Origin of the sequence: Paenibacillus sp. FSL K6-1230, from assembly GCF_038002385.1 — a bacterium.
Taxonomy (GTDB): domain Bacteria; phylum Bacillota; class Bacilli; order Paenibacillales; family Paenibacillaceae; genus Paenibacillus; species Paenibacillus massiliensis.
The window spans coordinates 5,360,600-5,375,705 of sequence record NZ_JBBOCK010000001.1 but is presented as its reverse complement, the minus strand read 5'-3'; the positions used below and the strand labels follow the sequence as shown (position 1 = coordinate 5,375,705).

Annotated in this window: 13 protein-coding genes; 9 read left to right on the top strand and 4 right to left on the bottom strand. The window is 49.5% G+C overall.

Annotated elements, in window-relative coordinates:
* Window positions 1-69: 69 nt before the first annotated feature.
* Window positions 70-1,419 (top strand): serine hydrolase, encoded by a 1,350-nt coding sequence (locus MKX74_RS23825; protein ID WP_341180015.1) that lies wholly within the window; start codon window positions 70-72, stop codon window positions 1,417-1,419.
* 182 nt (window positions 1,420-1,601) lie between these two features.
* Here MKX74_RS23825 and MKX74_RS23820 read toward each other — a convergent pair whose 3' ends face one another.
* Window positions 1,602-2,579, bottom strand: coding sequence for a ring-cleaving dioxygenase (locus MKX74_RS23820; RefSeq protein ID WP_341180014.1), 978 nt, complete (start codon window positions 2,577-2,579; stop codon window positions 1,602-1,604).
* 346 nt (window positions 2,580-2,925) lie between these two features.
* Here MKX74_RS23820 and MKX74_RS23815 point away from each other — a divergent pair, with 346 nt between their 5' ends.
* From MKX74_RS23815 to MKX74_RS23805, 3 genes are all read left to right on the top strand, one after another.
* Window positions 2,926-3,708 (top strand): alpha/beta hydrolase, encoded by a 783-nt coding sequence (locus MKX74_RS23815; protein ID WP_341180013.1) that lies wholly within the window; start codon window positions 2,926-2,928, stop codon window positions 3,706-3,708.
* A gap of 332 nt (window positions 3,709-4,040) precedes the next feature.
* Window positions 4,041-4,949, top strand: a complete 909-nt coding sequence (locus MKX74_RS23810) for an aldo/keto reductase (RefSeq protein WP_341180012.1) — start codon at window positions 4,041-4,043, stop codon at window positions 4,947-4,949.
* Window positions 4,950-5,249: 300 nt separating this feature from the next.
* A complete protein-coding gene (locus MKX74_RS23805) occupies window positions 5,250-5,576 on the top strand; it encodes a thioredoxin family protein (RefSeq protein ID WP_018887240.1) in 327 nt (108 codons plus the stop codon).
* Window positions 5,577-5,944: 368 nt separating this feature from the next.
* On the opposite strand, the gene bacA is transcribed toward MKX74_RS23805, so the two are convergent.
* A complete protein-coding gene (gene bacA / locus MKX74_RS23800) occupies window positions 5,945-6,748 on the bottom strand; it encodes an undecaprenyl-diphosphate phosphatase (RefSeq protein ID WP_028590259.1) in 804 nt (267 codons plus the stop codon).
* A 154-nt stretch (window positions 6,749-6,902) separates the two neighbouring features.
* Complete coding sequence (locus MKX74_RS23795) at window positions 6,903-8,225, bottom strand: hemolysin family protein (RefSeq protein ID WP_028590260.1); 1,323 nt, start codon at window positions 8,223-8,225, stop codon at window positions 6,903-6,905.
* Window positions 8,226-8,500: 275 nt separating this feature from the next.
* Between MKX74_RS23795 and MKX74_RS23790 the strand changes: the two genes are divergently transcribed.
* The 5 genes from MKX74_RS23790 to MKX74_RS23770 all read left to right on the top strand — a co-directional run bounded on the left by MKX74_RS23790 (window position 8,501) and on the right by MKX74_RS23770 (window position 13,835).
* Window positions 8,501-9,268, top strand: coding sequence for a DUF1836 domain-containing protein (locus tag MKX74_RS23790; RefSeq protein WP_018887243.1), 768 nt, complete (start codon window positions 8,501-8,503; stop codon window positions 9,266-9,268).
* A 304-nt stretch (window positions 9,269-9,572) separates the two neighbouring features.
* Window positions 9,573-10,526, top strand: a complete 954-nt coding sequence (locus MKX74_RS23785; protein WP_341180011.1) for a glycosyltransferase family A protein — start codon at window positions 9,573-9,575, stop codon at window positions 10,524-10,526.
* Between the two features lie 31 nt (window positions 10,527-10,557).
* On the top strand, window positions 10,558-11,463 hold the full coding sequence (locus MKX74_RS23780; protein WP_341180010.1) for a glycosyltransferase family 2 protein: 906 nt from the start codon (window positions 10,558-10,560) through the stop codon (window positions 11,461-11,463).
* 43 nt (window positions 11,464-11,506) lie between these two features.
* Window positions 11,507-12,886, top strand: coding sequence for a lipopolysaccharide biosynthesis protein (locus tag MKX74_RS23775; RefSeq protein WP_341180009.1), 1,380 nt, complete (start codon window positions 11,507-11,509; stop codon window positions 12,884-12,886).
* The gene (locus tag MKX74_RS23770) at window positions 12,861-13,835 is read left to right on the top strand and encodes a polysaccharide pyruvyl transferase family protein (protein ID WP_028590264.1); all 975 of its coding nucleotides are present in this window, start codon (window positions 12,861-12,863) and stop codon (window positions 13,833-13,835) included. The genes MKX74_RS23775 and MKX74_RS23770 overlap by 26 nt, the downstream gene beginning before the upstream one ends.
* A 151-nt stretch (window positions 13,836-13,986) precedes the next feature.
* Here MKX74_RS23770 and MKX74_RS23765 read toward each other — a convergent pair whose 3' ends face one another.
* Complete coding sequence (locus MKX74_RS23765; protein ID WP_341180008.1) at window positions 13,987-14,982, bottom strand: aldo/keto reductase; 996 nt, start codon at window positions 14,980-14,982, stop codon at window positions 13,987-13,989.
* Between the last annotated feature and the right edge of the window lie 124 nt (window positions 14,983-15,106).

The window sequence follows — 15,106 nt, the reverse complement described above, 5'->3', positions numbered from 1 at the left end:
TTCAACAGATACCTCTCATCGACTAGTCAAAAATTCATGAATTCCTGTAAATGGCTGATACTTTTCCTAATGTGTCTGGCATTGTTCGGTGACGGGCGTCATGCTGTGCAGGCCAGCTCCAATACGATCAGCATCATGGTGGACGGAGCCAAGACGCAATGGTCCACTGCACCCTATATCGCTTATGGGACGACTTATGTACCGCTTCGGGATGCAGCAGCTTCACTGGGCGCTCAGGTACGCTGGAATGAGGCATCGAATAGCGCTATAGTGACCAAAAATGGGGACACCATTACGTATAAATTAGGCTCGAATATTGTAAACGTGAACGGTTATGCTTGGAAGCAGACCTCTCCCCTAATTTATGTACGAGGGACGCTTACCCTACCGTTGCGTGGAATTACTGAGCCGCTCCGGGCAACGGTAATCCCTACGAAGAGTTCAGTAGGTACACAGATTGCCATAGATACAGATACAGAGACTATTCGAGATAGCCGTGTATCTGGTGTCGATGCTTATTTGCTGAAGCAAGGCTACTCCGGCATGGCATTGGTGGCAAAGGATGGACAAGTACTGCTCCGCAAAGGGTACGGCCCCGCGGGTGAAGGCACATTCAACCGTCCTGACATGCCAAGTCGAATCGCTTCATTGTCCAAATCCTTCACTGCTGTAGCTGCCTTGAAGCTGGTGGAGGAAGGGAAGCTGTCGCTGGACGATACCGTGTCCCAGTTCATTCCTGGATTTCCGCAGGGAGACAAAATGACGGTACATATGCTGCTCAGCCATACGGCCGGCTTGCCGGCGAATTTTCCCCGTACAGAGGGGATGACTTTGGAGAGCACGGTGAATCAGATCAAAGGGATGAAGATGCAATGGGAGCCCGGGACGATATTCAATTACAGCAATTGTGGGTATGTCGTCATGGCCTATATCATTGAGAAAGCCAGCGGGCAGAGCTATGGTAGCTATATGAAGAACCATGTACTACATCCGCTCGGGATGGACCACACCGGGGAAGCCTCACGCTCAACCCCTACAATCAAGGGGCATACCTATGTGAAGAAGCAGATGGCAGAGGCTCCATACTATGTCTCCGTATCAGGGACTGGGACGCTGTACTCTACCGTGGATGATCTGCTGCTGTGGAATAGTGCACAGGGGTTCGAGCAACTGCTGAGTATGGACTCACTGGCGAAAATGCTAACTTCTTATTCCGTCAAGAATTATGGCTATGGCTTGTTAATCCGTAATAACGAGCACGGACCAGGTATGACAATCTATCATAATGGAAGTGGTACCGGCTACAAGACGGGAATGATGAGGGACACGGGCACGGGATTGACCGTTATTTTGCTCGGGAACCGTGATGGCCTGGATACCGTGCCTATGATGAATGAGATAATGAAGCTGGCTCGCTGACAGCAGTAGCAGGATGAAGGAGCAGATGTGGAATTCACGAGTTCTAAGTAATTCTGAAGTATGCTGAATACGAAAATAAAGCTTCCAGCAAAGGATCCCGAACGGGAGTTGCTGGAAGCTTTTTTGTTATTCAGAAGAAGCTATTCATAAAATGAGCATATACTCTAGAGCTTTGTTATTTCTCATGCGTGAGGCTTCGTATCAAGCGGCTTGAGATTAGCCTCAATGTCAGCTCGTCTCCCTTCCAGGAATGGAGGCAGTGACAGGGCTTCTCCCAGATGCTCCAGATCTTCATCCGTAGCGAAGCCAGGGCCATCCGTAGCCAGCTCGAACAGGATTCCGTTCGGCTCACGGAAATACAGGGAACGGAAGTAGAAGCGATCTACGAAGCCAGAGCTGCCGATCTTAGAGTTGCGAATGTGCTCGACCCACGTCCGTAGCTCTTCCTCGTCAGCGACACGGAAGGCCACGTGATGGACGCCTCCCCGACCAAGTCGTTCTGCAGGCAGATCGGTTCTCATCTCCAAGTGGATCTCGGCACCGTTGCCACCCTCTGCCATGTCAAAGATGACAATGTCGGGCTGACCAGCAATCGTAGAAGGATAGGTGCCTTTTCGGCGCATCCCCATAATATCTGTCAGCATCCAGGCAGTCTGCTCTTCATTAGGCACAGTCAGTTGCACGGGACCCAGACCAATGATCGCATACTCCGCAGGAACGGGGCTAAGCTTCCAAGGCTTGCCGGCTGGCACACCTTGATTATGCTCATCGGAGATCAAGAAGAAGCGCTGCCCTTCAAAATCCTCGAATCTAAGGATACGGTGACCAGCTTGTTCTGTGATCTCTTCATGAGAGACATTGTGCTTGTCGAAGCGGTCTTTCCAGTAACGGAGAGCCTCGTCATTCGGTACACGCAGCGAGAGGGAAGAGATGCTGTTGTTACCGCGACGGGTCTGTCCTGCGTTCGGAATTTCGAAGAAGGTCACCTCTGTACCGGCATTACCCTCCTCATCTCCATAGAACAAATGATATACGCGCACATCGTCTTGGTTAACTGTCTTCTTGATCAATCGCATCCCCATGATCTCAGTGTAGAACTGATAGTTCTTCGGAGCCGATGCTGTCAGGGCGGACACGTGATGCAGACCTAATAATTTCATAATAAATTCCTCCAAGTAGAGTAGTATGTGAATGTGGAAATAATCAATTTCAAATATCTTAATTTAAAGATAAACTACAATTCAACTTTTGTCAATATGTTGAACACAACAAATAAAACACGCTAAATTCTCATGCTATAAGATACATGTTTCATTGACAGCACAATCCAGATTGTTATAATAGTTCAAAGGGTTATTTAACGATAATGATTATCATTATCGTTATCGCTTGATCAGTATTATTATTGCCAGAGCGAGCATGAGTGTATGCGGACTGATCCTGTAGCAATTAACGCGCAGTCGATTCTTATTGAAGCCGACTGTGGGGAAGATGCTCTTTATCATCATGGATCAAAAAAATGAACGAAGCTTTCTAGAAGAGGGGAAATATATGCTCATACATCACCGGATCGGAGATTACTCAGTTGCTGTATACGCACCGCCGACTTGTCTGAATGGTCAGAAGTCTGCTCCGGTATTGTATGTTCAAGACGGTGATACCTTGCTCCCGGATGGTCTGGAATCTCTCGGGCAGCAGTATAGAGAGGGGCAGCTACCTCACCTGATTCTGGTAGGGATACAGCCCCTTAACCGTCTAGATGAATATTCACCATGGCACAGTCCAGCACTGGCTGAAGGAAGACCGGCATTCGGAGGGAAAGCAAATCGGTATTTATCCTTTATAACAGGGTATGTACGTCCCTATATTGAGGCTCGTTATCCTGTGATGGCGGGTCCAAGGCATACGGGAATAATGGGGGCTTCATTAGGTGGACTTGTCTCTATGTATGCCGTCTATCGGCATCCTGAAATATTTGGTCATGCAGCGACCTTGTCTGGCTCCTATTGGTATCCTGGCTTCGTAGATTTCATGCAGTCTGAGACATGGACAGGCTATGATGGGCGCTACTACATGTCCGTAGGAAGCAAGGAAGGAGAGGGTAAGCATACAATCCAGAAGGACATGCTACCTCTCACTATAGCGGCACATGATACATTGCTGCAGCGTGGGGCCTCCTCGGATCGTACCCATTTGGAGGTCATCCCGGATGCAGTGCATGGTCATGAAGCCTTCGTGAAGCAGTTTCCTTCAGCGGTAGCGTGGCTGCTCGAGGGGATGGATTCGTGAAGGAACCACGCTATGGATTCATTATTATGAAGAAGTCTTCTGTGCTCTGTTAGAGACGGGAGGCTTCTTTGTTGTAGATCTGAGCAGCTGTATAGCCACAGTTACTCAGATCCATGTATTAGTACCTTGACTCAAATGGATTTCAGGTTGGGATGGTCTGGAGAGATCGTGGTGAGCGGAAAGCGGGTAAGCCCTGGAGAAACGACAGTGGCCACTTTTAAGCTTGTACAAATCTCGGATTCGACTTGAAGGAGCCCTTGGTCTTGCGGTACCATATTGATTATAGCTAGTGTAGTTACAGGTTCAGCTAAGGAGAGGGAGGCGTTACCGATATGAATAAGAACCAATTGGGGCGGTCCGAACTGCAGATTGGCGAAATCGGACTCGGGTGCATGTCCATTGGAACCGACGAGAAGCAGGGCGTATTCATTATTCATGAAGCTCTGGATAGAGGCGTTAATCTGCTGGATACGGCTGATCTCTACGATAGTGGACGTAATGAAGAGATTGTCGGACAAGCGATCAAAGGGCGTCGTCAAGATGTCATTTTGGCTACCAAGGTGGGGAATCGTCGAATTCCGGGGAAGGATGGATGGAGCTGGGACCCATCGAAGGCTCATATTTTATCCGCGGTAAAAGATAGCTTGCGTCGTCTTGGGACAGACTATATTGATCTGTATCAGCTGCATGGCGGTACTATCGAGGACCCGATTGATGAGACAATCGAGGCCTTTGAGCAACTGGTCAAGGAGGGTGTGATCCGTTATTACGGTATCTCCTCGATTCGTCCTAATGTCATTCGGGAATATGTCAAGCGGTCCAATATAGTCAGCGTCATGAACCAGTATAGCCTGCTGGATCGTAGAGCAGAAGAGGAGATCCTGCCGCTGCTGGAGCAGCATCAGATCAGTCTGATTGCTCGTGGGCCTGTAGCAGGTGGTGTACTGGCTGAAGATGGGCGTACAAAAGCCACAAAAGGCTATCTGGAATATAACGAGAGCGAACTGATTGACATTCGTGACGAATTGAATACAGTAAAAGGAATGGAGCGCAGCATGGAGCAGACCGCCATTCGGTACAGTCTGGCGCACCCGGCTGTGGCAGCAGTTGTATGCGGAGCGAGCCTGCCGACGCAGATCGAACACAATGTGGGAGCCTCTGCCGTACCGCCTCTGTCTCCACAGGAGCTCAGTCGTCTGCGTGGTATTACCAGAGCCAATACGTACAGTCAGCATCGTTGAGCTGACGAGTAACTTGACCGAATATGGTTCGGATTTGAATGAACTGTAGAGTACGCTGGTTAGCGGAAAGCGGGGAAGCCCTAAAGAAACGAAGTGCTCGCCTTTAAGCTTGCTGTTCAACTGCTATCCATCTAGATCGAAGAACAACAAGCTTAACAGCGGTTGACAGGGCTCCCCGTTTGCAGCGGCTCTCTACTCACTTTTGATCTGGTCAAGGTACTAATCGTTTGCTAAGATTCCTGAAGGTTGTCAGCAAAATACACAAATTCTAACTACACGTAGACTGAAAGGACGATAGACATGGAACGAATTACGACACAGCAACAATATGAAGAGCTTATTGGACGGGACGTATTGACCGTTATCAAATTTGATGCAACCTGGTGCCCTGATTGCAAGACCTTGGACAAATTCATGGGAGGAATTATCGAGCAGCACCCGGATAAAGAATTTTATGCGCTGGATGCCGAGCAGCTTTTGCCCGTTGCTGAGGCCAATCAGGTGCGTGGGATTCCAAGCCTGCTCGTATTCAAGGGTGGGGAGAAGCTGGCTCACCTGCATAGCAAATATGCGAAGACACCGACTCAGGTCTCAGAGTACCTTGAGACCATGGAATCCAAGCAGTAAAAGCAGTGCAGTCCTGACATAAGAGGATTTTTTTAAGCGACGAGCTTCGGTAGAGGACAATGTCTGGATAGTAAGCAAATGCAGTCAATTTTCAATTGTTATACCAAAAAGACTCCGCACCACAAATTGTGGGCGAGCTGTCACGATGATACGTAGTCAGAACTGACCTCTACCATCTTGTAGCTCGATGCTGGAGTCTTTTTTTAGATAAAAGAATTTATAAGTTTTCAGCGAGGCTGAACCATTCGATGATCGCCAGAAAAACTTCAGCTAATGACGGTCAATCTTCTATGAGAGCAGGCCAATAGAAATTTTTCTTATTTTCGAGCAAGCTATGAACTTAGGCAAGCCAATATTCTCTACTCTACTTACAGAATGATGAAGAAGAATACGGCGGCAAGTACAAAACGATATACAGCAAATACCGTCAGACTCAGACGCTTGAGCAAGCCCAGGAACGTCTTGATCGCAAGCATGGCCACGATGAAAGCGGCAATAAAGCCTGCTGCGAAGATCGGGAAATCAGACATAGATAAGTGTCCCATACTTCCAAGCAAATCGACCCCCGTTGCTCCGATCATGATCGGGACGGATACCAGAAATGTAAACTCAGCCGCAGCAGTATGGCTTACTCGGGCAAGCAGACCACCAGAAATGGTGGAGCCGGAGCGAGAGAAGCCAGGCCAGAGCGCCAAAATCTGGAACATGCCGATAACAAAGGCCTGCTTGTATGTAATGTCATCGACGGTCTCCGCTGTAGCCTTTGGATGGAGTTTCTCCGCAATGATCATCAGTATACCGCCAGCCACAAGACTGTATACAACGGTCTCAGGTCCGAATAGATAAGTCTTGATCACGTCGCGGAGCAGTACGCCCAGTAGACAAGCCGGAATCATCGCTATGATGATATGAAGCAGATTGAGCCTCGGCTGTAGGGAGTTGCGGGTCTTCTGTCTGAAATCAAACAGACTGAGGAACTTCTCCCAGTACAGCACCACGACAGCGAGTACAGCACCCAACTGAACGATGACCTCGAAGGTCTTGACCGCCTCACTATCCGTATTCAGATTCAACAGATGTGAAGTCAAAATCATGTGACCGGTCGACGAGACAGGCAGAAATTCCGTCAGGCCTTCAATGATTCCCAGTATGATTGCAGATATAAAGTCCATGTACTCCAGTCTCCTCCTACACATATATAGAGGGCAACGGGTAAGACCCATTGCCCTGTCCATTATTGTATACAGTTGTAGGAGTGGAAGTAAAGTCCACAATCTGGAGGTGCACCGGACCAGACGTCAAGAACCGCATGACACCAAGAAAAGTTTAGTCTTTAGGCTGCTCTTCTGCTGCTTCCTCAGCCTTCTCAATGATAATCTCGACGCGACGTACCCGGTTTTTGCCCATCTCACGAATGATGACCCGGACATGATCTTCAGTGAACTCTTTACCTATTCTTGGCTCAGGCACACGGCTGTATACCCAGCCACCTACAGTATCCACTTCTTCATCCTCCAGATCCAGCCCCGTCAGGTCGCTCAGATCGGACAGGATCACCTTGCCATCCACGAGGTAGCTGTTCTCCGACAATGGCTCAACTTCCCTACGTTCATCTGTATCAAATTCATCCCGAATCTCGCCGACGATCTCCTCGATGATGTCCTCAATAGTAATCAGTCCCGAGGTACCGCCATATTCATCTACCAGCAAGGCGATGTGCACCTGCTGCTTCTGCATGCGCTTGAGCAGGTCATTGACCGGAATGACCTCAGGCACCGTCAAAATGGGCTGAATCAGAGAGTTGAAGTCCACCTCGGGATTCTTGTTGTGCTCCAGGAACAGCTGCTTCGTATTAATCATCCCGATGATCTGGTCTTTACTATCCGTAGCGACTGGAAAACGGGTATATTGTTCTTCCTGTATCGTCTGCATGTTCTCCTGAAGCGAACGGGTCGTATACAGAACGACCATGTCCGTACGAGGAACCATGATTTCTTTGGCAACGGTCTCGTCAAAAGCAAAGATACGATTCACATATCCGTATTCTGTATTGTTGATCTTGCCGCTCTCCACACTCTCGGACAGAATGATCTGAATCTCCTCCTGGGAGTGAGCTTCTTCATGCTCGGAAGCTGGCTGTAGTCCGAAGAGACGCACAAGACGGTTAGCCGAACCATTTAAGAGCCAGATGAAAGGATACATAATCCGGTTGAACCAAATGATTGGCTGCGAGGTCAGCAGGCTGACGCTCTCTGCCTTGCGAATGGCCAGCGTCTTCGGTGCCAATTCACCAATAACGACGTGCAGGTAAGTAACGAGAATGAAAGAAATGACAAAAGCAAGAACGTGACCTAATTCGTCGTTAATGTGCAGACTGAGGAACAAGGGCTCCAGCAGTTTGACCACGGTCGGTTCACCGAGCCAGCCAAGTCCCAGCGCTGTGATCGTAATACCGAGCTGACAGGCGGACAGATAGCCATCCAGATTGCTAACGACCCGCTGAAGTGCTAACGCATTTTTGCGTCCCTCAACCACCAATTGGTCTACCCGGCTGGAACGGACCTTGATGATTGCGAACTCCGTAGCTACAAAAAATCCGCTCAATATAATCAATAGCGCAAATAAGAATAGACTGACACCTATGTCCATATGATTTTTACTCATTCCTTTTCATATATATTTAAGTTCATATGAACTTATTGTAAGAACTTAAAATCAATATGACAACTGTCAAAAAGAAAGCTATTAACCTTCTAAGGGCCGAATTAGGCGGAAAAGAAGGAAGAATGGGGCTCACTCGTTCCGTAGCGCTCTTTTGTATCTCCCCTTTACAAGGACACTTCCGGGGGCGTATGATGGGTTCGCATGAACTTCAAATGACAGCTTGCTTCGTTGATAGCTGAGCTCTGAAAGGAGGAAGGACTATGGAATCTTTTACCCTGACACGCCGAGATATGGCGCATTTACTGCTTGCTCTGGATCACCGTCGAGAGCAACCGCCCTTGACTGTACTTCAGGCAGCCTGGAGAAAAAGTCATGCGGACAAGCTTGGTTCTGGCAGGGCGCTGCCTACGTTTGTAAGCACCGAGATCCATCCGGTACTGGACAAGATTATCAAAGGAAAAAAACACGGAGCCTTCTCTCTCCAGGAGATCGCTTCCCTCGCACAGCTGGTGGAATATAGCCACGTCTCGCTTGCCTCGATGCAGAACTGGGTCAAGCGTGACTTTCGCGAATTTTTGGGTGCTCCCAAAATTGGCAAGAAATACTCGGTGAATCAAGCAGCGTTGCTGTTGATTATTGAGGATCTCAAGTCCAGTCTTGATTTTGAATCCATCCGTAGATTGTTCCAACTGCTGTTCGGCCAGCCTGACGATGATGCGGATGATCTGATGCAGCCTGTGGAGCTGTATGCAGCCTATGCGTCTATGTTCGAGGAGCTGGATGCGAACGAGGACGGAATGTTCGACATTCCATCGGGAGCCGCTGCGGGCGGCTTGGGCGGAGTATTGACCGAGGATATGCTGCTCCGAGTAGCTGCCAAATACACGGAGAATCTGGGACATCTCCAACCAGCTCAGCGTGAGGCGCTGTGCAATACTTTACTGGTGGCCGTCGTGTCCGTGCAGAACTCTTATTTTTTGTCCATGGCCCGTCGCTATGTGAACGCAACCCTGTTTTTGGATTATTGAAATGATTTCCTTCTGCGAATGGAACCACAGCGTGTATAGAAGCGTTAAGCCTCGGCAGCTTACGCTTCTTTTTTATGCCGAAGTACCTGATTTATAGATAGAGCTTATCCCCCGGAATTCCCTACGCATACCCGCCTGGTCTTGCTTTTCGATACCCTGAGATGTCTTATTCCATAAGGTGTTTGCTCATATTGACCCATGTAAAAAGTATACGAAAGTGGTATGTACAGTCTTTTGTACACACAGCTACAATTGAGTTATTAAGAACCAGCAATTGGAAGAATGAGGCAGGAGGGAATGGAGCATGTCTGAATTGTCCATCATTATATGCACCCGTAATCGGATTGAAGATCTGACGCGCCTGATTCGATCCATTTCCATTCAGCAGAACCTGGAGGGAGATGCGGTTGAACTGCTTATTGTGGACGACGGAAATATTCCGGAAGAGGTGCTCGGTGAATTTAGAAGCCTGCTCTCCCGGCTGTCTGGCAGTCGTGTAGTCTATTATAAGAAATCGAAGCCAGGAGTGTGGCTGTCTCGCTATGAGGCCCTATCCATGGTTCAATACGATATTGTGCTGTATTTTGATGACGATGCGGAGCTAGATGATCCGCTATATATCCGGCGGCTGTTGGATACCTATCACCAGGATGAACGGATTGTAGGTGTGGGAGGCATCGCCAAGGGGTTGAGTACGAGCCGGGCCGGGAAGCTGCTCGGTATTTTGACATTCCAGATGTCAGCATCTCTTGGCAGATTGTCAGCAAGCGGGCTGGCCGGCTCACTGCTGCGGTGGCATGAGGCGGAGCAGCCATTTCGGACTGAATTTTTCCATGGCTGCAACATGTCATTCCGTCGCAAGGCACTGAAGGATATGCTGCCATATCCGTGGATGACAAGCTATGCTGTGGCAGATGATCTATATATGTGCCATCTGGCGAGCCAGTACGGCACACTAATCATCGATCCCAGCCTTCAGATCCTGCATCATGAATCGCCTCGTTCCCGGGATAATGCGGGACGCGTCGCTAAGGCAACGGCAGTGAATCATTATTATTTCCTGAACCTGAAGCAGGCAGGCATGAGGCATTATGTGGCCTTGCTCTGGACGCTAACGTATCTCATGGGGAAGGAATCCCTGAAGCGCAATTTTAATGCCGTGAAGGGCTACGCAGCAGGAATGCTGTTCGTCCTGAATCCCCGCAAAGAATCGTATAAGGAATATATGAATGCCCGGTTATCGCCGGAGAAGGCATGATGAATCATGGCAGATGAGAGGAGGAGCACGGATGGATTTGACGATTGCTATATGCACGCGTAACCGGGAGGAGGATCTGGCCCGCTGTGCCGCTTCCATAGCAGCTAGCCGAATGACGGAGCCCTCTCTTCAAGCCGAGGTGCTGGTGGTGGATGATGGAGATCTATGCCCCAAGCTAAGAGCTGAGATGAATGAGGGATTGGAGCGGGCAGGCTTTTCCTTTCGTTACTACAGGAAGGACCAGCCCGGACTGTGGCTGTCCCGGGTCAAGACGGTTGAGATCGCAGCCGGCGATATCATTCTGTTCCTCGATGATGATGTTGAGCTGCCTGTGGATTACATTGACAATCTGATGAGGACTTACCGCGAGAACCCCGATGCTGCAGGTGTAGGCGGTATCGCGCTTGGGATGAGGAACAGCCTGATGGGTACGCTTCGTTGCTTGCTATCCTTCCAGCAGTCTCCTTTTATGGGGCGGCTGTCGTTAAGTGGCCAGTCTGGCTCCATGTACAACTGGCACAGAGCACGTCGTACCTTCAAGTCTGAATTCTTTCACGGCTGTAACATGTCGTTCCGACGGGAGGCCATTCGTTCGATCAAGCCTGTCAGTTGGCTGCAGAGCTATAGCGTTGGTGAGGACCTGTTGCTGTCACGGATCGCACGGAAACACGGGCCATTGTTGATCAATCCGGTGCTGAAGCTTCAGCACCATGAGTCCCCGTCCTCAAGGGATAACATGGAGCATGTAGCGTATATGAGAGTTATGAATCATGTGCATCTGCTGCGGGATGAGCGCGCAGGAGTGGTGCCCTATGCAGCACTGTGCTGGACTACACTGTATTTTATATTACGAGAAAGACCCAAGAAGAATAATTCGGCCATCCGTGGATATACCAAAGCACTCAAGTCCATGTTCTCCAGGGAGGCGCTTGGTTGAATGCATTCGAATGGTATAGTGGCGTCAGAAGGAGGTGGAGTGAATGAGCGCATGGACATCAGCGAAGCAGTTCTTCTCAGGTGAAGGACTCGCCAAGACCATCATGCGAACGAGCTTTAACAATTTTTTTGTGCTCATCGTCACGACTCTGACCTCGATCCTGACTGCACGCATGCTGGGTGTAGAGGGAAAAGGAGAGCTGGCCGCGGTGATCTTCTGGCCGGTGCTCATCGGGAGTGTGCTCAGCTTCGGACTGCCGACCTCGCTGATCTACAACGTGAAGAACAAGACGGGCAATACGGAGGACCTGATCGGCCTATCGCTCTTGATCCAATTACCAGCCAGTCTACTCTCAGCGGGCATTGCTTGGCTCTTCATGCCGATGTGGCTGAATGGATATGGACCAGAGATCATTCAACTGGCACAGCTATATGCCATAGCTGCCATACCGGCAGCGGTACTTACGGCTCTTACAACGGCGCTCTCTCAAAGCCTTGAGAAATTCAAGGTTTATAACGGGTTGCTATTCCTGTATCCATTTGTTAACTTCGTTGGTCTGGTTGTCGTCTGGCTGATGGGGCTCTTGACGGTGCAGATTGCAGCAGCCATCAACCTCGTGGCTAGTATCGCGGCCCTGCTATGGGCGCTGTATCAATTAGGTGGGTCACTCAAGCTTCGCTCCTTCAAGCACTTCATGGACCGCAAGGTCATGCGCCCTTATTACAATTACGGAGCCAGAGTGTACGGTATGGAGCTGATGGGCACCTTGTCTACCCAGACGGATAAGATTGTCATCGTAGCGCTGCTATCCCCACGTGACTTCGGGTTATACTCCGTCGTCTTTGCGCTCTCTCGTGTCTTCAATGTCGTGCAGAACGCGGTTACCAACGTTACCTTCCCCAAGGTAACGGGGATGGCACAGCAGAAGATTATCGAGACGGTGGGGCGTGCGTTCCGCATCTCCATGGCGCTTATGCTGATCGTGATTGTCCCCAGTCTCTTTGTTGGTCGATATATGCTGGGTCTGCTCTACGGATCGTCATTTCTGGAGGCATCCACGACCTTCTATCTATTGTCGCTGGAATGCATAGTCGGAGGCGGCTCATGGATTCTGGCTTCAGCCTTCAACGCGCTTGGTCGCCCAGGGCTTGTGCTAATTCGGCAAATCGTCGCCTATGCGATTACCGTAGTTCTGTTCTTCGTATTTACCCCTCTGCTAGGGCTGGAGGGTATTGCGCTTGCTCTGTTGTCCGGGGCCTGTGTCAGACTTGTCTTTTCCGTTTTTTCATTCCCTGTATTTTTTGGGGTTCCGCTCCGGCGAATCATATTCGACAGACACGATTTTACTTTCCTCATGGAAATGATACACAAGAAGCGCAAGAAGGGAGAACTGAACGATGGCAAACTTGCATCCAATGGATGAGCTCAAGAACAAGCTGAAGATGATCCTGAAGGTGGTCCCGCCAGGCTCAAACATCGCTTATGTAGACTACCCGGTGTATAACAACGGCGGAGACGTGCTGATCATGAAGGGAACGGAGGCGTTCTTCAAGGCAAATGGTATCCGTGTCCGTGCCCGATATAGTGCCATGGATTTTCCCGATAAGCTGAATGTCCCGAAGGACTGGATTATCGTCTGTCACGGGGGTGGGAACTTCGGGGACTTGTATCTGAATCACCAGAATCTCAGAGAGAAGGTCGTGCGTGACTTTCCAACGCATCGGATTGTAGTCATGCCGCAGACGATCCACTTTCAGAGTGAGGCCAAGGCCAATGAAGCAGCGACGTTGTTCAACAGCCATCCTGATATGCACATCTTTGTAAGGGATACACGTTCTTACGCCTACGCCTCTGAGAAATTCAACAACTGCGATATCCAGATGTGTCCGGATATGGCGCATCAATTATGGCCGCTCAAGACGACTTCTGCCCCACAGCAGGAGGTGCTCTATTTCCTGCGCAATGATATTGAGACGGTGAAGGATCAGCAGCAGTTCGATCGTGAAGCAGATGCGGATCATCGTCGGGATTGGGATACCTTGTTCACACCGTTCGAGATTCGTGGCATAGAATATTTCCAGAAATTTTACCGTCTTGACAAAAAGATCGGCGGCCCGCTTCCCACACGGGTATTCTGGTATAAGTATACAGACCATCTAATGAGTAAGGCCGTGGATCTGTTCAGCTCCTACCGTGAAGTGCGTACCTCCCGTTTGCATGGACATATTCTTGCATGCCTCTTGGACATTCCGCATATTGTAATTGATAATTCTTACGGCAAAAATTCACTGTATTTCCAGACCTGGTCGACGGGAAATGCCAAGGCCAAGCTGTACAGTGAGGAGTCAGCTCCGGTGGAGCAACTCTCCTGAGCAGCAAGCGGAGATGAATTAAATCTCAATCGTTTTTCGGTCTTGGTCAAGAGATTACTAGCCAGCCAAGATACTGTAATAAGCAGGCCAGCGCCTCGGATACACATACACAGAGCCCTTGTGCGGAGATCACGTACAGGGGCTCTTTCTGTTACTTCATGCCAAGTACCTGTTTGGAGCAGCGATCAAGCCTGTCGATCTCCTCTGCTGTCAGTACGAACTCCAATGCCTTTACATTTGCCTCAGCATGATGCTTCTTGGAAGCGCCGGGAATTGCAAACACCTGCTCTCCATGCGCATTAACCAGCCAATTCAGGGCAACTTGTGTGGGTGCTACGTTATAATGGCTTGCTATGTGTTCAAGCTCCTCAATTAAGGGTCTGGATTGCTCCAGCCCAGAAGGACGAAAGGCTCGAGTCCATTTGCGCGGGCCTTTTATGGATCGAATCAGTGATGGATTCTCATGAAATTTCCCGGTCAATATTCCTTGCATCAGCGGGGAGTAAGCGATGATGGCCACCCCCAGCTCCTGAGCGGTTTCCAGTACCCCATTCCTCTCAATGGTACGGTCGAGCAGGCTGTATTTTACTTGATTGGCTGCCAATCGAAGCCCGTATTCTCGCAGCACGCGATCCGCTTCCCGCATTTGCTGTGCAGAGAAGTTGCTTACTCCCACATATTGAACCTTTCGCTGTACAGCGAGACTAGCCATTTCCTTCATAACAGCTTTGACAGAAGAGAAGGAGTAGGGAGAGTGCACCTGGTAAAGGTGAATCGTCCGGCCATCCAGCTGTCGAATACGCTCATCAATCGTTGCTGGAATGCTGCCAGCCGTGCGAAACGCAGGCCACCATTTGGTGGCAATCCTGGCCTCATCTGCGAGTGTACCTCCAAGCTCCTTCAGCATGGCAGCCAGCAGCTGCTCGGACTGACCGCCACCATAGGCTTCAGCCGTATCGAACCAATTGATCCCGCCCTCCAGACTCGTCTGAATGATGTCTCTCATCACCTCTTTGGACATGGCTGGCCAAAATTTGCCGACAAGCCCCTGTCCATTACTGAACTGCCAGCACCCAAGCCCAAGTGCCGATAATCTCAGATCGGAGTTCCCTAGCCTGCGTAGTTGCATGGAAGGTGTCTTTGTCATATTTGTCCCCATCAATTCATCACTCGCTCCTCATGCTTGTTGGATTTTTATGTATAAACAAACTCTTTTTTTGAATTCTATACTGTATTTGATGTTAATTAAAGATTTTTTGTTTTTCCCTATA